The sequence below is a fragment of the Devosia litorisediminis genome, from assembly GCF_018334155.1.
In the GTDB taxonomy this organism is placed as follows: Bacteria; Pseudomonadota; Alphaproteobacteria; order Rhizobiales; family Devosiaceae; genus Devosia; species Devosia litorisediminis.
In genome coordinates this window covers 428,370-450,306 of sequence record NZ_JAGXTP010000002.1, presented here as the reverse complement: position 1 = coordinate 450,306, position 21,937 = coordinate 428,370, and the positions used below count along the sequence as shown (strand labels likewise).

Below are 21,937 nucleotides of genomic sequence, written 5' to 3'. Positions count from 1 at the left end.
ACCCATGAATGACCCCGTCCCTGCGGCCGATGCTGCCTCCAAAGGCACAGCATCGCGCGGCCTGAGCCGCTTTGTGCCTATCGCCATTCTACTCGGCGTGCTGATCACCGGCCTGCTGCTGGGCTGGCAGCGCTATTTTACGCTCGATTACCTTGCCGAGGCGCGCGAGGGTATCAAGGCGTTTGCGAGCCAGAATGGGCTGCTGGCAGCGCTGATCTATGTGCTGGGCTATGCCGTGGCGACAGCCGTGGCCTTCCCCGCCGCCTGGTTGCTCACGGTTGCCGGAGGCTTTGTCTATGGTGCGTTTCTGGGCGGCACGCTGGCAGCAATAGGCGCCACCATCGGCGCGTCAGTGCTGTTCTGGGCCGCCAAGACCGCCTTTGGCGACAGCCTGCGGCAGCGCGTGGGCGGTTTCGTCGATCGTGCAGCCCAAGGCTTTGAGAACAATGCCTTCAGCTACATGCTGGCGCTGCGACTGGCGCCGGTCTTTCCGTTCGCCGTGGTCAACGTCCTGCCTGCTTTGCTCAAGGTGCCCTTCAGCACCTATTTCATCGCCACGCTGATCGGCATTCTGCCCGGTGCTCTGGTCTATGCCTCGATTGGGCAGGGACTGGAAACGGTGCTGATCGAGGTGGCTGAAAGCGGTCGCGATGTCAGCATTGGCGATCTGATCACGCCCGGCCTGTCGCTGGGCCTGTTGGGCCTGGCGCTGCTGGCTATTGCCCCGCCCATCTTCAAGCTGGTGCGCTCCCGCTGGCTCAAAGCGTAGCCCGCTCATTTCGATTTGCCCAAAGCGAGACCAACATCATGACTGCCAACAACCAAGCCAGCCATCTGATCGAATGCGATGTCTGCGTCATTGGCGCAGGCTCGGCCGGGCTCAGCGCCGCCTCTGGTGCGGCACAGCTGGGCGCCAAAGTGGTGCTGATCGAGCGCGGCGCGATGGGCGGAGATTGCCTCAATACCGGCTGCGTCCCCTCCAAATCGTTCATCGCCGCCGCCCACGCCGCTCATGCGTTCAAAGCCGCCATGGCGATGGGCGTCGGCGAAGGGCTGGCCCCCAAGGTCGACTTTCAGGCCGTGCATGATCACGTGCACGCCGTCATCGGCGCCATTGCGCCCAATGACAGTGTCGAGCGCTTTGAAGGCATGGGCATTACCGTGCTCAAGGAAAGTGCCAGCTTTGTCAGCCCGACCGAAGTGGTCGCAGGCAATCACCGCATCACGGCGCGCCGCTTTGTGGTGGCAACGGGGTCGCGCGCCAGCCTGCCGCCCATTCCGGGCCTCGCCGCGTGCAAACCGCTGACCAACGAAACCATATTCGAGCTGACGACAAGGCCGGACCATTTGCTGATCCTGGGTGGCGGACCGATCGGACTGGAAATGGCACAGGCGTTCCGGCGTCTCGGTTCTGAAGTCACCGTGGTCGATGCCGGTGAAATTCTGGGCAAGGACGAACCCGAGGCCGCGCCGCTGATCCGCAAGGTGTTTGCCGATGAAGGCATTGCGTTGCACGAAAATGCGCAATTCGCCGATCCCAAGCTGGTGGATGGCGGTGTACAGGCTACGGTCAAAACCGCATCCGACACCCGTACAATTAGTGCCAGCCACTTGCTGGTGGCCGCCGGTCGCACACCCAATCTCGACGGGCTGGGTCTGGACCTTGCCGGGGTCAAGACCAACAAGAAAGGCGTCGAGGTCGATGCCCGGCTGCGCTCGAGCAATCACCGCGTCTATGCGCTGGGCGATGTCGCAGGTGGTCCGCAGTTCACCCATATCGCGGGCTATCACGCCGGCATTTTTGTGCGCAATGCCATGTTCGGCCTGCCATCCAAGGTCGATTATGCCGCCCTGCCCTGGGTGACCTATCTCGATCCCGAGGTGGCCCATGTCGGGCTGACCGAGGCCGATGCGCGCAAGCAGCATGGCGAGGTCACCACCATCATCGAACATTTCGCCGAAAACGACCGGGCCCAGACTGAGAAGCGCACCGAAGGCTTTATCAAGCTGGTGCTGACCCCGCGCGGCAAGGTGCTCGGCGCGACCATGGTCGGGCCTCATGCAGGAGAGATGATCACCCTGTGGGGCCTGGTGATCTCGGGCAAGGTCAAGCTTTCAGCCGTCGCCTCGATGATCGCGCCCTACCCCACGCTGGCGGAAATCTCCAAGCGCGCAGCCAGCGCCTATTACAAACCCAAACTGTTCGGCAAGCTGCCCAAGGCCTGGGTCGGTCTGGTGCAGAAACTGTTGCCCTAGGGCAGGCGTTGCACCAGTTCGGCAACATAGGGCAGCAGGTTTTCGACAATCCTGGCCACGCCATCGGCATTGGGATGGCGCATATCGGGCTGGTTGAACGCCGGGTCGAGCGCCACGCCGTCGAGATAGAACGGGTAGAACACCGCTCCATACTGCTCGGCCAGTGCGGGGTACATGCCATCAAAGGCGGCGACATAGTCGGCGCCCAGCCCGCGATCGGCCATCATGCCCAGAAGCAGCACCGGCAGGCTCTCGGCGTCAAACCGGCTCAACATGGTCTCAAGGTTGTCGCGCGCTGCGGCGGCAGGCAGACCCTGCAGCATGTCATTGGCCCCCAGCCCCAGAATAATGGCATCGGGCGCGTCAGACAGCGACCAGTCCAGATGCGCCACGCCGTCAGCTGTCGTGTCGCCCGAAACGCTGGCATTGAGCAGGGTGGCATCAATTCCTGCGGCGTCCATGGCCGCCTGCATCTGGGCAGCAAAACCCTCTTCGGGTGGCAGGCCATAGCCGGCAAGCAGGCTGTCGCCATAGAGCATGATCGTGCGCTCGACAGCGGCCACCTGCGGGGCGAATGCCGCAATTGTGGTCAACACAGCCATTGCGCAAAGCGTCTTATGCACCCAACTTCTCAAAACAATACCCGTCCTTGCCAATTCAAATTCCTCAGACCAGCACCTGGCCCTTATTCATGACCGAAACCATCGCCCAGACCCAAGCCATGAACCTGCACCTTAGGTCGGGCAAGGAGGCGCTTCATATCCTCAAAGACATCAATTTTACGATAGGCCGGGGCGAAGTGGTGTCGATTGTCGGACCCTCGGGCAGTGGTAAGACCTCAATGCTGATGGTGATGGGCGGGCTTGAACGAGCCAGCGATGGTCTGGTCAGCGTTGGCGGGGCTGCTCTGGGTGGCCTGAACGAGGACGATCTGGCCGATATGCGGCGCAATAATATCGGCATCCTGTTCCAGAACTTTCACCTCATTCCCTCCATGACGGCACTGGAGAATGTGTCGCTGGCGCTCGACATCGCCTTTGACGACCTGCCGCTGAACCAAATTCGCGCCCGCGCCAAGGCGGCACTGGCCGAAGTCGGACTGGCCGCACGTGAAGATCATCTGCCCAGCGCGCTGTCGGGCGGCGAACAGCAACGCGTCGGTCTGGCGCGCGCCATTGTTACGCGCCCCAAACTGCTGCTGGCCGATGAGCCCACGGGCAATCTCGATCAGGAAACCGCCAAATCGGCCATCGACCTGCTGTTCAATCTGGCGCGCGCCAATGGCATGGCGGTGCTGCTGATCACCCATGACAACAGCCTGGCGCAGCGCGCCGACCGGCAGATGCGCATGGATCGCGGCGAACTCAGTGAACTGACCGCGGTGCCGGCATGAACCGGCTGATTGCCTGGCTGCGCGTTGCGCTGATCGATCTGCGCGGCAGCGCGGCACGCTTCACCATCCTGATTGCCTGTCTGGCGCTTGGCGTGGCCGCCATTGGCGTGGTCAGTTCGGTGCGCAGCGCGGTGGAAACCGCCATTGCCCGCGATGCCCGCGCCATTCTGGGCGGCGATCTCGAACTGCGCTCGCAGCGCACCGATATTACGCCCGACGTGCTGAGTGCGCTCGAAAAGCTCGGGCCGGTCAATCGCGAGGTTCAGCTCAATTCACAGGCCCAGAAGGGCGATCTTTCTGCCTTTCTGTCTTTGCGTGGCGTTGGCGATCTCTACCCCTTGGTCGGTGACGTTGTTCTGGCCCCCGGCGCCTTGCCCGGCAGCACTGCCGATCTGCTTGGCCAGCAGAATGGTGTGTGGGGCATTCTGCTCTCACCACAGGCTGCTTTGCGGCTGGAGGCTGCGCCGGGTGACACGATCCGCGTCGGCACGCTCGAGCTGCAATTGCGCGGCATTATCGATACCCTGCCCGATCAGGCGACGCTGGGCTTCCAGCTTGGCGCCCCGGCGCTGGTCTCTGACGCTACCCTGCCACTGGCGGGGCTGAAACAGGAAGGCGTGCTCAACCAGTTCCAGTACAAGGTGCTGCTTGAAGACACAGACTTCGCCAGTGCCGAAACGGCGCTGGAAGAGCAATTCCCCGACAGCGAAGTCCGTATCCGCTCGCCTCGCGAAGCCACGGCATCGATTGCCCGCTTCATCACCATTTTCGGCAATTTCATGCTGCTGGTGGCCCTCTCATCCATGGTGGTTGGCGGGCTGGGCGCGGCCAATGCGGTCACTGCCTATGTCGGTGAGCGCCAATCGGCCATCGCCACCATGCGCTCGCTGGGTGCCAGCGGAAACCGCATCATGGTGCATTTCCTGGCCCAGATCATCTTCCTGTCATTGCTGTCGATTGCCATCGGACTGGTCGCCATTGCTGTGGGTACTTTCGCCATCCTGCCGCTCTTGGCCGGGCTGATCGGGCTTGATCTGCCGGCTGCGCTGGACCTGCGCTCGATGGCGGCGGCCGGCGGCATTGGTCTGGTGACGGCCATCATCTTTGCCTGGTTGCCGCTGATGCATGCCCGCGCCATTCGCCCCGCCCTGCTGTTCCGTGCGGGAGGCTCAAGCAATCTTGAGCGGCAGGACTGGCGCAGCTGGCTGACCCCGATTGCTTCGGTACCGCTGCTGATCGGCTTTGCCCTGCTGTTTGCCCTGACACTGAGCATTGCCAGCGATATGCGGCTGGTGGCCATCTATTTTGCCGGCACTGTTGTCGCGTTCCTGCTGCTGCGACTGGCGGCGGCCCTGCTCGGGCTGATCCTCTCGCGCGTCCCACCACCGCCCAACCGGCTGCTGCGCATGGCTCTATCCGCCATCGTCCGACCGGGTGCGCCCACGACCACAGTACTGGTGTCGATGGGCATGGGGTTGTCGCTGCTGCTGCTGATCGTGACAACGCAGTCCAACATCAACAACCAGATCGCCACCGAGGTTACCACCGAGGCCCCGGCCTTTGTACTGCTCGATCTGGACAAGCCCAATCTGGCCGCGCTGACCGATTTCGTGGCGGCCACGCCTGATATCGAGGCGCTGACCACCATCCCCATGCTGCGTGGCACCATCACTGCGCTAAAGGGCGCCCCACCGCCGACTTCGGAGGATGATATTTCGCGCGATGTGGCCGATATGTTCCGGGGCGATACGGCACTGACCTGGTCTGCGGCCATGCCCGCGGATACCGTCATCGCCGAGGGCGAGTGGTGGCCTGAAGATTATTCAGGCGACCCGCAGGTTTCCCTGAGCACGGAAATGCGTGACGCGCTGGATCTGTCGATTGGCGACAGCATTGACATCGCCATTGCCGGGCGGCCGCTGGCAATGACCATTGCCAGCTTCCGGCTTATCGACTGGCGCAGCCCCAATTTCAACTTCCGCATCATCGTCTCGCCTGGGCTGATCGAAAGCGCACCGCAATCCTATTTCGGCACCATCACGGTTGCCGAGGGCGCCGATGGCGTTGTGGAAGCGGCGCTGTTGGGTGACTTCCCGCAGCTCAATTTCGTGCCTGTCGGCGATACGCTGGCGCGGGTGCGGGCCGTGTTTGACGGGCTGATCAATGCCATCGCACTGGTCAGCGGGACTGCGGTTCTGGCCGGCATTCTCGTGCTGGCTGGTGCGCTCAGCGTCGGGCGGCAACAACGCCAGGCCGATGCCGTGGTGATGAAGGTGCTGGGCGCCAAGCGCAGTGACGTCATCACCGCCTTCCTGATCGAATATGCCTTGCTCGGGGCCATCGCTGCCGTGCTGGCCAGTGGCATTGCCATGCTGGGCGCCTGGGCGGCCGCGACCTGGCTGCTGGAGATCGACTTCATGGTCCCGGTCGGCCAGCTCGGCCTTGTGGCGCTGCTGGTAATCGTCGTCACCATCGTGACCGGCGCTGCGACCACATGGTCGGCCATGTCCACCACGCCCGCCGCCAAACTGCGAATGGAAACGCCATGAGTGTACTGCGCCCAGTCTTGTTTGCCCTGCTTGTCCTGACGGGCACCGCGAGCGCACAGGAACGGCTACCCGATGGCGGCGTCGCCACGGCCAGCGGTGATGTTGCCCAGGCGTGGTATGGCCAGTCCACAACGCGCTATGACCACGGCATTCTGGGCGACCGGGTCGAAGGCGGATCGCTGGTGGTGATTGATCGCACCGGCAGCCGGCACGAACTCGTGCTGCCTGAACGTTATGTGTTTGAGGATCTGACCCCACGGCTGGTCGATCTGGATGGCGACGGAGCGAGCGAAATTATCACCATCCGCACCGATGTGGGCGCCGGCGCCGCAGTCGCGGTCTATGGCCTGCGCGATGGCACGCTGGTCGAGCGGTCCGCCACCGCGCCCATCGGCCGGTCACATCGCTGGCTGTCGATTGCGGCAATTGCCAATTTTACCGCCGACGCAGGCAAGGAAATCGCCATCGTCAAAACGCCCCATATTGGCGGTGTGCTGGAAATCCTGTCGCTAAAAGGCTCCGTGCTGGAGACGATCCTGCCGCCGCAATCGGGGTATTCGACCCATTTCATCGGTTCGCGCGACATCAGTCTGGCGCGCGCCGAAGATACTGACAGCGATGGATTTTTCGAACTCGCTTTGCCCACACAGGATCGCCGGCAGATCGTGGTGCTCGGTTTTTCGCCCGGCGTGCACGCAGTCGCCCGGTTCGATACGGGTGCGGTAATTACCCAGCCAATTGGCAGTTTTACAGCTGCAGTGACGGCGGCCCGACAGCCTCAATAAGTCGCATTTGATTCAGGTTTGGCAAACTGTTGGCTGTTAGCTTGCTTGTTCAGTCGGGCATGGTGCCGACACCGGGATCGCTCGGACTGGACTAGGGTAGTTGCAATTGACGGCGTCCGTTTGGCAAATTCTGGCAGGCAATTTGGCAGTGGTCGCACTGTTTGTGCTGGGCTGGTCGCGGGCGAGCTACTGGCTCAAGGCAATCCCCCGCCCCTATCGTAATTTTCTGCTGTCCCTGACCATGGGTCTGGGCGCCATCGCTACGATGAGCCTGGCAATCGAATTCAAGCCGGGCATGTTTTTTGACCTGCGCTATTCCCTGCTGGCCGTTGTCGCGCTGTTTGGTGGCTGGCCGGCGGCCTTGATCAGCAGTGCTGTTGCAGCGGCTTTCCGGTTCTGGCTGGGTGGTGCTGGCCTGATGGCTGGACTGGCCGGCATTGCGCTGGCGAGTGGCGCCGGCGTTCTGGTCAGTCTGGTGGTTGGCAATCGCACCCATAAATTGTGGCATGTCGGCGTAGTGGCGCTGATTACCGGCATCGTGACATCGGCTGGCCTGGTGTCGCTGCCGGGCGAAACCTTCCAGGCGATCCTGCCCACCCTTGTGCCGCTGGCCCTGCTCAACATTGTCACCACCGCTTTTGCCGGTTTTGTCTATCTGCGGGCATACCGGCTATCGGCCGATCGCGAATTGCTGGCGGCGGCGATTACCCATGCACCAGCCTATGTTTATGTCAAAGACCGTGACGGCAATTTCGCGATTGCCAACAAGGCGTCGGCGGCGCTGTTCGGGGTAGCCGATTCCAGCCAATTGCTGGGTAAGAGCAGTTTTGACATTGAGCCACCAGATCGCGCGGCGCGCACCGCTGAGCGCGAGCGGGCGGTGCTTGCTGGCAATACCAAGGTGCTCGATTTCGAAGAAGAAATCATCGACACAAATGGTATCTCACGCTGGTATTCGACTACCAAGGTCCCGCTGCACGACCCTGATGGCAAGCTGATCGGGCTGGCCGGGGTCACCCGCGACGTCACCGGCGAAAAACAGATCCAGCAGGAACTGATCCGCAGTCGTGATACGTTGGGCTATGCATTGGCCGAAATGACCGGCGGCCTGGCCATGTTCGACAATGGTGGCGAGCTGATCTTCTGCAATGAACAATATCGCGAAGCGTTTCCCGAAACCGGAGCGTTGCGCGTGCCGGGTGCGCATTTCCGCGACATTCTCAAGGCAGTGATCGATACCGGCGAGCAGCAAAACGCACCGACTGAAGTTGCCGCAGCGGCCGAGTGGATCGACGCTCGATTTGCCGATCTGCGCCGCGAGAGCGAGCGAGAAATTCTGCTGGCCAATGGACGCTGGTTACAGATCCGTACGCGCCCCACCAGCAATGGCACCACTATGGTTGTGGCCATTGATGTAACCCGCTTCAAGCAGGCCGAACAGGACCTGCACACAGCGACGGACGAACTCAAGCATCTGGTACGTACGGACGCTCTGACGGGGCTGCTCAATCGACGGGCCTTTGATGACGCCATTGACGCAGAGATCCGCCGCACCAGCCGCGCCGGAACGCCACTGAGCCTGCTGCTGGTCGATGTCGATCTGTTCAAACCCTATAATGATCACTACGGCCATCTGGCGGGCGATGACGCCCTGCGCAAGGTCAGCCAATTGCTTAAGCAGAGCCTGAAACGTCCCGCCGATGTGGTGGCGCGCTTTGGTGGCGAAGAGTTCACCGCCATCCTGCCCGATACCGACGAGGATGGCGCTTATCTGGTGGCTGAAAGCTTCCGCCGGGCGCTGGCCGAGGCCCGTCTGCCCCATGCCGCGAGCGACAAGGGCTACATCACCGCCAGCGTGGGCGTTGCGACCTATATGCCCGATGTTGTCGAGCGCAGCGCCACAGATCTGATCGGCACAGCTGATGGCGCGCTGTACAGCGCCAAGGCGGCTGGTCGCGATCGCGTGTTTGGTACGCGCGTGTCTGAACGCACCCATTTACGCGCCCTGTCCTGAGCCATCACTGCGGTCGGGCAGACGGGTAATAGGCCGCGATCTTGTATGGCAGATTTGTCATACCAACCCATTGGCAGACTTGAACAAATTCGAGTCACTGGGAATTAGTGCAACAAAATCATTGACTTCACCGGCTGCTCCGCACAATCATCCGGCATCTGAGTGGGGACAAACCCTCAGGAACGGCCGGAGACACGTCATGGGCCCAGGGCCCAGCCAGGGTATGTGGTTAAGCGTGAGCTACGCGGAATGTCATTTGGTCTGACCGGAAAAACCGGACCAGTGCTCGTTTCGACCTTCTGAGAGACCCGCAAGGATCTCAACCGTGCGGTCGCGGTTGGCGGGCAGGTCTCTTCCTCTTCCCAGCACACCGCACCCGGACATCGGATAACCGATGCCAGTGAGCGGGAGGAACGAGGATGAACCATCAGCCGACCAATCTCGCCCTGCTCGACAGGTTGCGGTCCACTGACGTCGCCGCGCGCGTCGGCGCAGTTGATGCCCCCGATATCCTTGCCGAATTTATCGCCTCGGGCGTGCGCTTTGTGTCGTCGGCCGCCCATATGGAACGCCGTCATGATGATGCGGTGCGCGAACTGATCGCCTGCATCAGGTCGACCGGGGACGACGAACCCATCCTGAACGAGGGCGGCATCTATTTCGGCTGCTGGCTCGAAAGCACCGGCACGATCAATGCCGAACTGCTCAGTCGCTTTATCCCGTCGGTGGCCGCTGCCACCTTTGCGGGCTTCGCCACCCATCAGCGCGACGATGGCCTGTTCCCCTACAAGCTGACCGCGACAGGCCCGGTATTCTCGCAAATCCAGACGGTGACACCGCTGGCTCGCTCGGTGTGGACGCATTACTGCCTGAATGGCCGCGACAAGGTCTGGCTGGCCCGCCTATACGCGGCCATGGCGCGCAATGACGCCTGGCTGGCGCAATGGCGCGATACGCGCGGCACAGGCGCCGTCGAGGCATTCTGCACCTTCGATACGGGCCACGACCTGTCAGCGCGGTTCTGGCATGTGCCCGACAGCCCATTCAACAATGATCCAAAAGCCTTCCACCCCGACAATCCGCTGCTGCCGTTCATCGCGCCGGATCTGACCGCCAATGTTGCCTGCCAACGCCTCTATCTGGCGCGCATGGCCAAGGAGCTTGGCGAAAGCGGCGACGTCTGGCTGGACAAAGCGGAAGCCAGTACGGCGGCGCTGTTCACCCAGTGCTTTGATGCCGAAGAGGGGTTCTTCTACGACCGCGACCGGCATGGTCGCCACGTCCGGGTGCAGTCCGATGTGCTGCTGCGCGTGCTGGCCTGCGAGATTGGCGACGATGCTTTCTTCGCCAAGGCGCTGGAGCGCTATCTGCTCAACACGTCCAAGTTCTTCGCCAAATATCCATTCACTTCACTGGCGCTGGATGATCCGCGGTTTGACCCGGCCTTTGATTACAACAGCTGGTGCGGGCCCTCGAACTTCCTCAGCCTGATCCGGGCGCCGCATGCCTTTGAGGCGCACCACCGTCATGTCGAGCTGAGTTGGGTGCTGCAGCCGGTACTGAGCGCGCTGTTCAAGTCGACCCGCTTTGCCCAGACCATCAACCCGTTCACCGGCGCTGAAGGCTTCACCGAGGTCTATTCGCCTTCCATTCTGTGCCTGCTCGATTTCGTCGAACGACTGTGTGGCATCCAGCCTCGCCCCGACGGCGCAGTCTGGTTCACCGGGCTGACGCCGCAGCAGATCGAGCACCGCGATGTGGCACACGAAACCGGCTATGCCCGCACCGTGGACGGCCAGAATTTCGAGCTGATCAACACCGCCAGCCATATCACGGCCTATCGCGACGGCGGGCCGCTGTTTTCGGCGCCGCGCGGCGTCCGCATCATTACCGACCGCACGGGCCAGATCACGGGTCTGGTCGGCATGAGCGCCAGCACCGTAACGGGCGAGCTGACCACCGCAGAAGGCAATTATTCCTTCGCGATTGGTCCCAATGAACAACTCGATCTGAAGGGACAAGAACTGGTCCGGGTACGCGACCCCGCTCTGGTGGCCCCGACATACTGAATTCTGCGGCCCGGTGAGGGCCGAACCGCAGATGATCTGACGTACGTAGCTCAATAGGGAGGAACCAATATGAGCAAGTTCAACCGCAGGCATTTCCTGCAAACCACAGCCGGCGTCGCCGCGCTGTCTGCATTCGGCCTGCCCGCCTTTGCGCAGGACCGTCAGGTCCGCCATTTCTGGTGGGGTAATCCCGAGCGTGACAAGCGCACCTTCGGCGTGATCGAGCTCTATAACAGCAAGACCCCCGGCACCGTGGTCTCGGGCGAGACGCTGGGCTTTGGCGACTATTTCACCAAGCTGACCACCCAGATCGCGGGCGGCAACATGCCCGACGTGATCCAGCAGGGTTATGGCGTGCTGTTTGAATATATCAACAATGGCGCCGTGGTGCCGCTGGACGAGTATATCGGCAAGAGCCTGGATATCTCAAAAATCGACCAGTCGGCCATTGATGCGGGCACGGTGGATGGCAAGTTCTACGCCCTGTCGATCGGCGCCAACTCGCACATGGCGATGTATAATAGCCGCCTCTACGCCGAGGCCGGCATCACCGCAGGCGAGAACTTTGACCCCTTTGGCTACACATATGACGATCTCAAGCGCATGGGCGTGGAGATCAAGAAGGCCACTGGTGTCGCGGGCACGGACGACAACACCGCCGACTATCAGAACTTCTCCGACTTCGTCGCCCAGAAGGGTGCGCTGCTGTTCAATGAAGATGGCAGTTATGGTCCGACCCAGGACATCGTCGAGGAATACTGGAGCATCTGGGCTGATCTGCGCGATGCGGGCGCCACGCTTGCCGGTCAGGAATCGGCCGGTCTGGCGGGCGTGTCCGAGCTGAGCCAGCTGGGCGTTGTCACCGGCAAGACTGCTACCTCCTATGCCTGGAGCAACCAGCTGGTGGGGGCGCAGGGCCTGATGGAAGATACCCTGGCTGCCGCCATGTATCCCAATACCCCCGAGATGATCCCCGGCTCGATCGTGCAGCCCAGCCAGTTCGTCTGCCTGACGCGCGACAGCAAGGATCCTGAAGCGGCCACCGCCTACATGAGCGCCTTCGTCAATGATCCCGACCTGACCGGCATTCTGGGTCTGGAACGCGGCATTCCATCCAATGCGGATGTACGCGCGGCGCTGGAGCCCGATCTGTCCGCGGCCGAGGCCGTCTCGGTTGCCTTCTTTGATGGCATTCAGGGCAAGACCGCCAAGCTGGCGCCGCCACCACCAAGCGGGGCCAATGAGGTCGAGCAGACCTTTGAGCGTGTTGCCGTCTCGGTGCTGCTGGGCGAACGTCCGATTGCCGAGGTCGCCAGCGACTTCCTCAACCAGTCGCGCGCCATTCTCGCCCGCGCCTGATCATAGCGAACACCGCCTCCCCATTTGGGAGGCGGCACCCGGGTGGGGGTCCTGTGGTCTCCCTGACGCAGCGCCCCCACCCAGGCCACGTTTTCAGAGAAGAGCCCATGGTAAAATTCTTCCGCCGCAACTTTGCCGGTTACACCTTTCTGGCGCCGTGGCTCATCGGTTTTTTCCTTTTGGCGATTGGCCCCATCCTGGCCTCGCTCTATCTCAGCTTCACCAAATACAATGTGGTCAAGCCGCCGCAATGGATCGGCTGGGACCATTATCTCTACATGTTCCAGTATGATGCGCGCTTCTGGAAGGCGCTGCAGGTCACCTTCACCTTTGTGGTGGTTTCGGTGCCCGCCAAGCTGATCTTCGCGCTGGCCGTGGCCATGGCGCTCGACAAGGGCATTCGCGCCATTGGCTGGTATCGCGCGCTGTTCTATCTGCCCTCGATCCTGGGCGGCTCGATTGCCGTGGCCATCCTGTGGCGGCAGTTGTTTGACTATGACGGGGTGATCAATTCGGTGCTGCGCCTGTTTGGCAGCGATGGACCCTACTGGCTGAGCGATCCGCGCTATTCGCTGTGGACGCTGATCGTGCTGGCGGTCTGGCAGTTTGGTTCGCCCATGCTGATTTTCCTGGCCGGGCTGCGTGCCATTCCGCAGGAGCTGTATGAAGCCGCCGAGATCGATGCGGCCGGGCCGGTGCGCAAGTTCTTTGCCATTACCGTCCCGCTGCTGGCCCCGGTGATCTTCTTTAATCTGGTGCTGCAGATGATCGAGGCGTTCAAGAGCTTTTCGGGCGCCTTCATCATCTCGGGCGGCTCGGGCGCACCGCTCGACAGCCTGCTGTTCTTCACCGTCTATCTCTACAACGAGGCGTTCAGCTTCCTGCGCATGGGCTATGCCTCGGCGCTGGCATGGGTGCTGCTGCTGATCATCGCCGCCTTCACCGCAATTGCCTTCTGGACATCCAAATACTGGGTCCATTACGAAAACGAGCGGGGCTGAGCCATGACCGATACCGCCATGACCAACACCGCCGCGCTTGCCGCTGAATACCGCGCCGCCCGGGCCAAACGCGCACGGCGCGCGGGGCTGCTCAAGCACATCTTCCTGATCGCCACCTCGTTGATCATGGTCTATCCGCTGATCTGGATGCTGGCGAGTTCGCTCAAGCCGGACAACCAGATCTTTGGCGATCTATCGCTCTGGCCGAGCCGTTTTGAGTGGAGCAATTACTGGCAGGGCTGGAATGCGCTACCGGTCAGTTTCACCCGGTTCTTCTGGAACTCGACCGTCGTCACCGTGCTCTCGGTTATCGGCAATGTCATCTCGTGCTCGTTTGCCGCCTACGCCTTTGCGCGGCTCGAATTCACCGGCAAGACCATCTGGTTCGCGCTGATGATGATGACGCTGATGATCCCCTATCACGTGGTGCTGATCCCCCAATATCTGCTGTTCCTCAATCTGGGCTGGGTCGATACCTATCTGCCCCTGATCGTGCCCAAATTCCTGGCTGGAGACGCCTTCTTTGTCTTCCTGATGATCCAGTTCTTCCGCCAATTGCCGCGCGATCTGGACGAGGCGGCGATGATTGATGGTTGTTCGCCGTTCAAGATCTACTGGGCCATCATCATGCCGCTGTCCCTGCCTGCCATGGCGACGGCGGCGATCTTCAGCTTCATCTGGAGCTGGGAGGATTTTCTGGGGCCGCTGGTCTATCTCAACGACATGAACGACTACACCGTGCCGCTGGCGCTGCGCATGTTCACCAGCCAGGACAGCGTCTCGCAATATGGCCCGATGTTCGCCATGTCGATCCTGTCGATCCTGCCCATTGTGATCTTCTTCGTCATCTTCCAGCGCATGATCATCCAGGGCATCGCCATGAGCGGGCTGAAATGATGGCCACACCCATTCGGATGTCCGCACCCCCTCCCCGCCTCCCCCATCGAGGGGGAGGTGCTGCCTGGTGGTTGGTCCACCATCCAGCCACCCCCCTTTTCTTCAAGGACTAACCCATGGCCTCCGTCACCCTCAGCGATGTGCGCAAATCCTATTCCAGTCTGGAGATCATCCATGGCGTCAATCTGGAGGTCAAATCGGGCGAGTTTCTCGTGCTGGTGGGACCCTCAGGCTGTGGCAAGTCCACCCTGCTGCGCATGATTGCCGGGCTTGAAGAGATCACCGACGGCACGATTGCCATTGGCGATCGCATCGTCAACGATCTACCCGCCAGCCAGCGCAACCTCTCCATGGTGTTTCAGAGCTATGCGCTCTACCCCCATATGAGCGTGCGCAAGAACCTCGCCTTCGGGCTGGGCAATCTACGCATGCCCAAGGACGAAATTGCCCGCCGGGTCGCCGATGCCGCCAAAATTCTGCAGATCGAGGAATTGCTCGAGCGCAAGCCGCGCCAGCTGTCCGGCGGGCAGAAGCAGCGCGTTGCCATTGGCCGGGCCATTGTGCGCGAGCCGCAGCTGTTCCTGTTCGACGAACCGCTCTCCAATCTCGACGCCGAATTGCGGGTGCAGATGCGCGTCGAGCTGGCCGGGCTCTACAACCGGCTGGGCACCACCATGATCTATGTCACCCATGATCAGGTCGAGGCCATGACCATGGCGACCCGAATTGTGGTGCTGCGCGGCGGCAATATCGAGCAGGTCGGCACGCCCTATGAGCTGTACAATTTCCCGCGCAACCAGTTCGTGGCCACCTTTATCGGCTCGCCCAAGATGAACATCATCGCGGCCAGCCATGCTGACGGTCAGGCCCATCTGCCCGATTTTGGCGACATCGCCCTGCCTCTGGGCACCGTTGCCCCCGGCATGCTCTCGGTGGGCATCCGCCCCGAACAATTCACCATCGGTACGACCGGCGACCGCACCGCAACCGGCACCATCACCCTGGTCGAATATCTGGGCAGCGAGATCTTCATCTACGTCAAACTGGCGTCAGGCCAGACCGTGCTGGTGCAAGCCTCCGGCAAGGCCCAGCACAGACTCGGCGAAACCATCGACATCGCGTTTACCGCGCAGAACGCACATTACTTCGATGCGGATGGGCAGCGGTTAGGGATGTTTGACGCCTGACGTCTACGCCCCCTCCACCGGATCATGCGGTGTCTTGAACCAGTAGAACGGGCGCTGCAGCAGTTCGCGCAGGGCGTTCAGGGTCGCGCCGGTGATGAGCAGCCAGTAGACCGGCAGCAGCAATTGGGTGCCCAGCAGGCGCAGGTTTCTGGTGCGGGCCAGGCCCAGCGTGATGATGGCGAAGGTGCTGGCGTAGCCCAGCACCAGAACGCCGGAGTAGAACACCGCCCAGTTACGACCATCAAACAGCGGCGTGCCCATGGCCAGTTGCAGCGCCAGACCAATGGTCAGCCCGCAATGGAGCAGCGGCGCCACGATCATGCCGAGCACCAGCACCTCGAACACCAATGTGGGGCCCCAGCCCATCTCGGCGACCAGCCTGCCCGGATTGCGGTTGTGGACGATGAAGGTCTGCATCCAGCCTTTCATCCAGCGCGTGCGCTGACCGCGCCAGTTGCGCAGGTTGAGCGGCGCGTGTTCGCGGGTGTTGGAGGCCAGCGTCTCCACCCGCAATCGCAGCCGCGCCAGCCGCATGCCCAGATCGGCATCTTCGGTGACATTGAAGGCATCCCAGCCGCCGATCTGGCGCAGCGTGGCGACACGGAAATGGTTGGAGGTGCCCCCCAGCGGAATGGGCAGGCGCCAGCGCGCCAGAGCGGGCAGCAGCACCGAGAACAGCGCGGCATATTCGGCGGCAAACAGGGCAGCCAGCCAGCCGCGATGGCCATTATCGATCAGCAGGCGTGCCTGCTGGCAGGCCAGATCGGGCTGCTCGCGGAAGCGCAGCGCCGCCTTCCAGAGTTGATCGGGATCAGGAATATCCTCGGCATCATAGACCACGACATGTTCACCCTTGCAGAGCGGCAGCGCATAATCGAGCGCCTTGGGTTTGGTGCGGGGCGCGGCATCGGGCACGGTGACCAGCGATACGCGCGGATCGCCAAGCCGTGCCTGCACCACCGCAATGGTGGCGTGAGAGCTGGCTTCGACAACGAATTTGATGTCGAGCCGACCGGCCGGATAATCCAGCGCCCACATGGCGGCAAACAGTTGGGGCACCATGGCGGCCTCATTGTGCAGCGGGATCAATATTGAATAGATCGGCAGTTCCTCGTCGGGCGGCCGTTGCGGCGGCGGCAGCGGACGCTGTGGCGTGCTCAGCGCCGCCAATCGAATGGCTGCGGGCGCCACCAACAGGGCCAGCGCAACCGGCAAGAGCCATGTTTCGGCAATAAAGGGCGCCGACAGGGCCATGGTCAGCAGCAGCAACAGGCCCAGGGCAAAACTCCAGCGCGCGGGGCCGGTGAGTTCGATCTGAGCCACCGCATAAGGCCAACGCTGCGACAGCCCCTGTCGGGCGGCCACGATCAGATCGGGCGCGGCGAGATTGGTCAGATAATCGCGCAGTGCGGCGGGCGGCAGCACGCAGATGGACTGGCGCAGAGGCGGGCGTTCCCTAAGGCGGCGCTTGAGCCTGAGAAAGCCCAGGAAGTCGGGGGCGGTGAAATCCACAGCGCGGTCCAGCACCTGCATCCGGAACAGGCGCACCCCGGCCAGATTTTCCAGTCGCATCGGCGCGATCTCGCCGACCAGGCCCTGCGGCACCTTCTCGAAGAAGGCCAGCCCGGCCCAGTCCGCCGCGCGCTGGGTGGCCAGGGCCTCGCTGATCCCGAAAACGATGGCGCAATGGATCAGCGGATCGGTTTCGCTTCGCAGTGCATCTTCCAGCAGTGCACGCGCCTGCGCGTCATCCACGCAAGCCGTGCCCAGCACAACCCTGATCAGGTCAAGCGCGTCCGACACGATGTGCCGACCGCCCGCTCAGCGCGGCGGCCTGGGTCTTCGCTGGTGCCCGCTGCGCCTGGCGCACCGGTAATGGTGTGGTCTGACGACGAGATATACCTGCATCGCTCTCCCCCGAAAGCTGCGTGGATATTCAGTCTGGATCAGGCACGGTTCTGGCCGGTTTGCCCGGCTCGTCTTTAGATGGCGATCAGCTTGTGGCGGATCGCTTCAACGACTGTGTGCACGCGGTTGCTGGTGCCCAGGCGGCGCTGCGCATTTTCGCAATGCTGGGCGACAGTGCGCTCGGTCAGCCCGGTGATGATGGCAATTTCGGCGGCCGTCTTGCCGGTCGCGGCCCATTTGAGCACTTCGGCTTCGCGCGCGGTAATGGTGCGGGTCTGTGGCAATTGATCGGTGAGGTAGCGCAACTGGCCGTGGGCATAGAGCGCCAGCATGTGCAGTTCGAGCCGGCTCTTTTCATCCACGGTCTGCGCACGCCCGCTCAGCGACACGCCGCCGCGGGGGCCACCCTCGATATGCACGGGCACGCAGATGCCATCCTCAAGCCCATACTCGGCGGCCTCGCGGGCCAGCACGGCAATCTGGGGTGCCAGTTCGGGATCGACCGGCGCTTCTGACCAGGCAAAGGGCAGCGTGGTGTTCAGACAGTGGCGCACCACCGGGTCGATCTGGGCATAGCCCTGGCTCATATAGCGCTCAAACCATTCCTCGGGCCAGCCCGAGAGCAATACTGCAGAGCGCACATCCTCGCCTTCGACGGGCAGGCCGGCGATCATGAAGCGATCAAAGCCATAGCCACCAAATGCGTCGCGCAAGACTGCGCCAATGCTTACTCTGTCTGTCTGTTTCTGGATTGCAGCGATCGTCGACATCAGATCGGCGTTCACTTGAGATGCCCCCCGCCCGGACACATATAAAAATCAAATACTGATCAAAATTTAGCCAACTTGCAAGGCGGGTCTGGCTTTAATACACGAGCGACGACAGTTATTTGCAGTCATCGCTCGTGTTTGACAGTCAGTCTTTGACGTCGAACTGATGCGGATTGAAGTGGTAGGCGGTCGAGCAGAATTCGCACACCACTTCGATTTCGCCATCGACGGCCATTTCTTCGCGATCCTCGGCGGTGAAGCTGGTGCTCAACATGTCTTCGATGCGATCGGCCGAACAGGTGCAGCGCTCCACGACGGGCATGGGCGGGAACACGCGGACACCGGTTTCGTGATAGAGCCGGAACAACAGCCGCTCCGAGCTGAGTTCGGGGTCGGCCAGTTCGAGATCATCGAGCGTGGCCATCAGGGCCTTGGCTTCGTTCCAGCCGTCATCTTCCTCGAAATGCGGATCAGCGGTTTCGGGATTGCTGAAATCGCCATCGCCGGGCAGGTCCGGAATATGGGACATGCCATGCTCGGGCAGATGCTGGACCAGCATGCCGCCGGCGCGCCAGTGTGGACGATGATCGCCCTTCTGGGTGAACTCGGCCACGGCCAGCCGCACCTGGGTGGGGATCTGCTCGGACTGCATGAAATAGGTGTGCGCGACGTCCTCGAGCGAATTGCCTTCCAGCGCCACGATGCCCTGATAGCGCTCCATGTGTTCGCCCTGATCAATGGTCATGGCCAGATGGCCCTTGCCCAGCAATTCGGCGGGCTTGGTGCGGCCTTCTTCGGCAGCCTTGACCAGCATGTCGTGATCAAAGCGGGCATAGCCGCGCAGCCCGTCAGGCGCGTCAAAATCCACCACGATCAGGTTCACCGGACCATCGGTCTGGGTCTGCATGATGAACTTGCCGGCAAATTTGAGCGAGGATCCGATCAACGCGGCCAGCACCACGGCTTCACCCAAAAGGCGGGCAACCGGGGCGGGATAGTTGTGGCGCGACAAGATGGTGTCCAGCGCATCGCCCAGTCGCACGGTGCGGCCACGGGTATCGAGCTTGTCCAGGGTGAAGGGCACCACGGTATCGTCGCCGCTCTCTGGTCGATCCAGCCCCAGTGAGGTCATCATGTTGTCGGTCATGGTCGTCTTATCCGTCATTTTGGGTCACTGGCTCTCAGTGGGCCGATCCTTCGGGCACCGCGAGAAAACCACAACGCCACTCCTGCTGCTGGCAGAAGTGACGCCGTAACTTTACCACAGGCGACGAACGGTCGTGTCGTCTAGTTGACGTCGACCCCGAAGGCCCAGCACAGAATGGCTTTTTGGGCATGAAGGCGGTTTTCGGCCTCGTCAAACACCACCGACTGCGGACCATCGATCACTTCGTCGGTCACCTCGTCGCCGCGATGGGCGGGCAGGCAGTGCATGAACAGGGCGTCCTTGTTCGCCAAGCTCATCAAGCTGGTGTTGACCTGGTAGGGTTTCAAGACCCGCCGTCGCTCGGCAGCGTCCGTGTCACCCATCGACACCCAGGTGTCGGTCAGCACCAGATCGGCGTTCTCGACGGCTTCACGCGGATCTTCGATCAGCTTGACCCATTTGCCGGCCTTTTCGATATCGAGCATCAGATCCTTTTCGGGGTGATACTCATCGGGCACGGCAATGGTCAGCTCGCACTCGAACAGTTCGGCCGCATTGACCCAGGAGTGCAGCACATTGTTGCTGTCGCCCACCCAGGCGACCTTGGCGCCCTTGATCTTGCCGCGGTGTTCTTCAAAGGTCAGCAGATCGGCCATTACCTGACACGGATGCGCCCGACGGGTCAGGCCATTGATCACCGGGACGCTGGATCCCTCGGACAGCTCGACCAGATCGGCGTGGCTGAGAATGCGGATCATGATGGCATCGACATAGCGGCTCATCACCCGACCGGTATCGGTCAGGGTTTCCTCGCGCGAGAGTTGCATGTCATTGCCCGATAGCATGATGGTCTGCCCGCCCAGCTGGCGCATGCCGACATCGAACGAGACGCGGGTGCGGGTCGACTGGCGCTCAAAGATCATGGCGAGGACCTTGTCCTCGAGCAGCTTGGGCCGGTCGCCATCCTTCAGACGGGTCTTGAGCGAGGTGGCAGCATTGAGCATGCCGCGCAGTTCGGCGTAGTCGAAATCATCGATATTGAGAAAATGCCGTGGAGTGCCGGTCGAGTTCATGGGCCGGTTTCTTTCTTGTCGCTATGATTTTGTAATGTGCAGGCGGTCGTTACCTGCCCTGTGGCGGCGAGAACAAGCTGCATCGTCGGCGGCTGACGTGCCAGATCTTCATGATGACTAGACCCCGGCCGGAACGGCAGCGGCCTCAGCCTCGATGGCTTCAAAGGCCGCGGCCAGCTTGCCGACCGCTTCTTCGATGTCAGCTTCGGTGACAATCAGCGGCGGGATCAGCCGCAGCACATTGTCGCCGGCGCCAATCGCCAGCATCTGATGGTCATCGCGCAGTCGGGCCACGAAGTCGCGCACGGGCGGGGAAATCTTGATACCGGCCAGCAGACCCTTGCCGCGCAGTTCAAGCACATAGTCGGGGTATTTCTGCGCCAGTTGCTGCAGATGCCAGGCCAGCTTCTGCCCCATCTGGTTGACGTGATCGATAAAGCCGGGCGCCAGAATGCGGTCGAGCACGGCATTGCCCACCGCGGTCGCCAGCGGATTGCCGCCATAGGTGGAGCCATGGGTGCCGGGCACCATGGAGGCAGCCACATCGCCCTTGGCCAGGCAGGCGCCCAGCGGGAATCCGCCGCCAATGGCCTTGGCCACAGCAACGATGTCTGGCGTGATGCCGCTCCACTCGAAGGCAAAGAAGCGACCGGTCCGACCGTAGCCGCACTGGACTTCATCGAGAACCAGCAGCAGATCGTGCTCGTCACACAATGCGCGCAGGCCCTGCATGTATTCGGGCGTCATTGCGGTCACCCCGCCCTCGCCCTGCACGGTCTCGATCAGGATGGCGCAGGTCTGCGGTCCGATCAGCGCCTTGACGGCGTCAAGGTCGCCCGGCGCTGTGTGCTTGAAGCCCGGCATGGCCGGGCCGAAGCCTTCGAGGTAGCTCGGATTGCCGCCCGCCGCGATGGTGCCCAGCGTGCGGCCATGGAAAGAGCCGGTAAAGGCGATGATTTCGTAGCGCTCGGTTTCGCCCTTGGCCCAGTAATAGTGCCGCGCGGTCTTGATGGCGCATTCGAGCGCCTCAGCGCCCGAATTGGTGAAGAACACCGAGTCCGCAAAAGTGGCATCGACCAGGCGCTGGCCCAGCCGTTCCTGCTCGGGAATGGAGAACACATTGGAAGTGTGCCACACCTTGTCGGCGGCGCTTTTGAGCGCGGTCACCAGATGGGGATCACCATGGCCCAGCGCGTTGACCGCGATACCGGAATGGAAATCGAGATAGTCGCGACCCTGCTGATCGAAAAGGCGCATGCCTTCGCCCCGCTCAAAGGCGAGTTCGGAGCGGGCATATGTGCCAAAGAGCGCAGACATGGGTCGTATTCCTTTTGAAAGCTCAGGGTTTTTCACGAGGCGAGAAGGGGTGCGTGACAATAGCGCCACAAAAACCAAAAACGCGCCTGTCTCGCAGCGCGTTTCGGTGCCAGATTTAGGCTAATTTTCCCAGATAAGTCAATGATCGCAGGGCAAGCCCATGAATTGACTCATTCTTCGTTAGCATAATTTTAACCAGTGAATTTACGGGG

Annotated in this window: 17 protein-coding genes; 11 read left to right on the top strand and 6 right to left on the bottom strand. The window is 61.9% G+C overall.

The window, feature by feature from the left end; all coding sequences use genetic code 11:
- The first annotated feature begins 4 nt into the window (after window positions 1-4).
- Both KD146_RS14985 and KD146_RS14980 read left to right on the top strand, forming a co-directional pair.
- Window positions 5-769 carry a TVP38/TMEM64 family protein gene (locus KD146_RS14985; protein ID WP_212659619.1) on the top strand — a complete coding sequence of 255 codons (765 nt, stop codon included), beginning with the start codon at window positions 5-7 and terminating at the stop codon, window positions 767-769.
- A 38-nt stretch (window positions 770-807) separates the two neighbouring features.
- Window positions 808-2,256 carry a dihydrolipoyl dehydrogenase family protein gene (locus KD146_RS14980; RefSeq protein ID WP_212659618.1) on the top strand — a complete coding sequence of 483 codons (1,449 nt, stop codon included), beginning with the start codon at window positions 808-810 and terminating at the stop codon, window positions 2,254-2,256.
- Here KD146_RS14980 and KD146_RS14975 read toward each other — a convergent pair.
- Window positions 2,253-2,858 (bottom strand): arylesterase, encoded by a 606-nt coding sequence (locus tag KD146_RS14975; RefSeq protein WP_212659617.1) that lies wholly within the window; start codon window positions 2,856-2,858, stop codon window positions 2,253-2,255. The two genes, KD146_RS14980 and KD146_RS14975, sit on opposite strands and share 4 nt — an antisense overlap.
- An 89-nt stretch (window positions 2,859-2,947) precedes the next feature.
- Between KD146_RS14975 and KD146_RS14970 the strand changes: the two genes are divergently transcribed.
- From KD146_RS14970 to KD146_RS14930, 9 genes are all read left to right on the top strand, one after another.
- The gene (locus KD146_RS14970; RefSeq protein ID WP_212659616.1) at window positions 2,948-3,649 is read left to right on the top strand and encodes an ABC transporter ATP-binding protein; all 702 of its coding nucleotides are present in this window, start codon (window positions 2,948-2,950) and stop codon (window positions 3,647-3,649) included.
- On the top strand, window positions 3,646-6,198 hold the full coding sequence (locus KD146_RS14965) for an ABC transporter permease (RefSeq protein ID WP_212659615.1): 2,553 nt from the start codon (window positions 3,646-3,648) through the stop codon (window positions 6,196-6,198). Before KD146_RS14970 ends, KD146_RS14965 begins: the two co-directional genes overlap by 4 nt.
- Complete coding sequence (locus KD146_RS14960) at window positions 6,195-6,983, top strand: hypothetical protein (RefSeq protein WP_212659614.1); 789 nt, start codon at window positions 6,195-6,197, stop codon at window positions 6,981-6,983. Before KD146_RS14965 ends, KD146_RS14960 begins: the two co-directional genes overlap by 4 nt.
- A gap of 106 nt (window positions 6,984-7,089) precedes the next feature.
- Window positions 7,090-8,997: a diguanylate cyclase gene (locus KD146_RS14955; RefSeq protein ID WP_212659613.1), complete on the top strand. Its 1,908-nt coding sequence runs from the start codon at window positions 7,090-7,092 to the stop codon at window positions 8,995-8,997.
- Window positions 8,998-9,416: 419 nt separating this feature from the next.
- The gene (locus tag KD146_RS14950) at window positions 9,417-11,066 is read left to right on the top strand and encodes an MGH1-like glycoside hydrolase domain-containing protein (RefSeq protein ID WP_212659612.1); all 1,650 of its coding nucleotides are present in this window, start codon (window positions 9,417-9,419) and stop codon (window positions 11,064-11,066) included.
- A gap of 69 nt (window positions 11,067-11,135) precedes the next feature.
- Window positions 11,136-12,425: an ABC transporter substrate-binding protein gene (locus tag KD146_RS14945; RefSeq protein ID WP_212659611.1), complete on the top strand. Its 1,290-nt coding sequence runs from the start codon at window positions 11,136-11,138 to the stop codon at window positions 12,423-12,425.
- 107 nt (window positions 12,426-12,532) lie between these two features.
- The gene (locus tag KD146_RS14940; RefSeq protein ID WP_212659610.1) at window positions 12,533-13,426 is read left to right on the top strand and encodes a carbohydrate ABC transporter permease; all 894 of its coding nucleotides are present in this window, start codon (window positions 12,533-12,535) and stop codon (window positions 13,424-13,426) included.
- 3 nt (window positions 13,427-13,429) lie between these two features.
- Window positions 13,430-14,323 (top strand): carbohydrate ABC transporter permease, encoded by an 894-nt coding sequence (locus tag KD146_RS14935; protein ID WP_212659609.1) that lies wholly within the window; start codon window positions 13,430-13,432, stop codon window positions 14,321-14,323.
- Between the two features lie 116 nt (window positions 14,324-14,439).
- Window positions 14,440-15,510, top strand: coding sequence for an ABC transporter ATP-binding protein (locus tag KD146_RS14930; protein ID WP_212659608.1), 1,071 nt, complete (start codon window positions 14,440-14,442; stop codon window positions 15,508-15,510).
- 3 nt (window positions 15,511-15,513) lie between these two features.
- Here KD146_RS14930 and KD146_RS18275 read toward each other — a convergent pair whose 3' ends face one another.
- The 5 genes from KD146_RS18275 to KD146_RS14905 all read right to left on the bottom strand — a co-directional run bounded on the left by KD146_RS18275 (window position 15,514) and on the right by KD146_RS14905 (window position 21,725).
- On the bottom strand, window positions 15,514-17,313 hold the full coding sequence (locus tag KD146_RS18275) for a glycosyltransferase (protein WP_212659607.1): 1,800 nt from the start codon (window positions 17,311-17,313) through the stop codon (window positions 15,514-15,516).
- Between the two features lie 179 nt (window positions 17,314-17,492).
- Window positions 17,493-18,203, bottom strand: a complete 711-nt coding sequence (locus KD146_RS14920) for a helix-turn-helix transcriptional regulator (RefSeq protein WP_212659606.1) — start codon at window positions 18,201-18,203, stop codon at window positions 17,493-17,495.
- Window positions 18,204-18,333: 130 nt separating this feature from the next.
- Entirely contained in the window at window positions 18,334-19,353 is a 1,020-nt protein-coding gene (locus KD146_RS14915; RefSeq protein WP_212659605.1) for an Hsp33 family molecular chaperone, read from the bottom strand.
- Between the two features lie 122 nt (window positions 19,354-19,475).
- Window positions 19,476-20,408 (bottom strand): ornithine carbamoyltransferase, encoded by a 933-nt coding sequence (gene argF, locus KD146_RS14910; RefSeq protein WP_212659604.1) that lies wholly within the window; start codon window positions 20,406-20,408, stop codon window positions 19,476-19,478.
- 117 nt (window positions 20,409-20,525) lie between these two features.
- A complete protein-coding gene (locus KD146_RS14905) occupies window positions 20,526-21,725 on the bottom strand; it encodes an aspartate aminotransferase family protein (protein ID WP_212659603.1) in 1,200 nt (399 codons plus the stop codon).
- Between the last annotated feature and the right edge of the window lie 212 nt (window positions 21,726-21,937).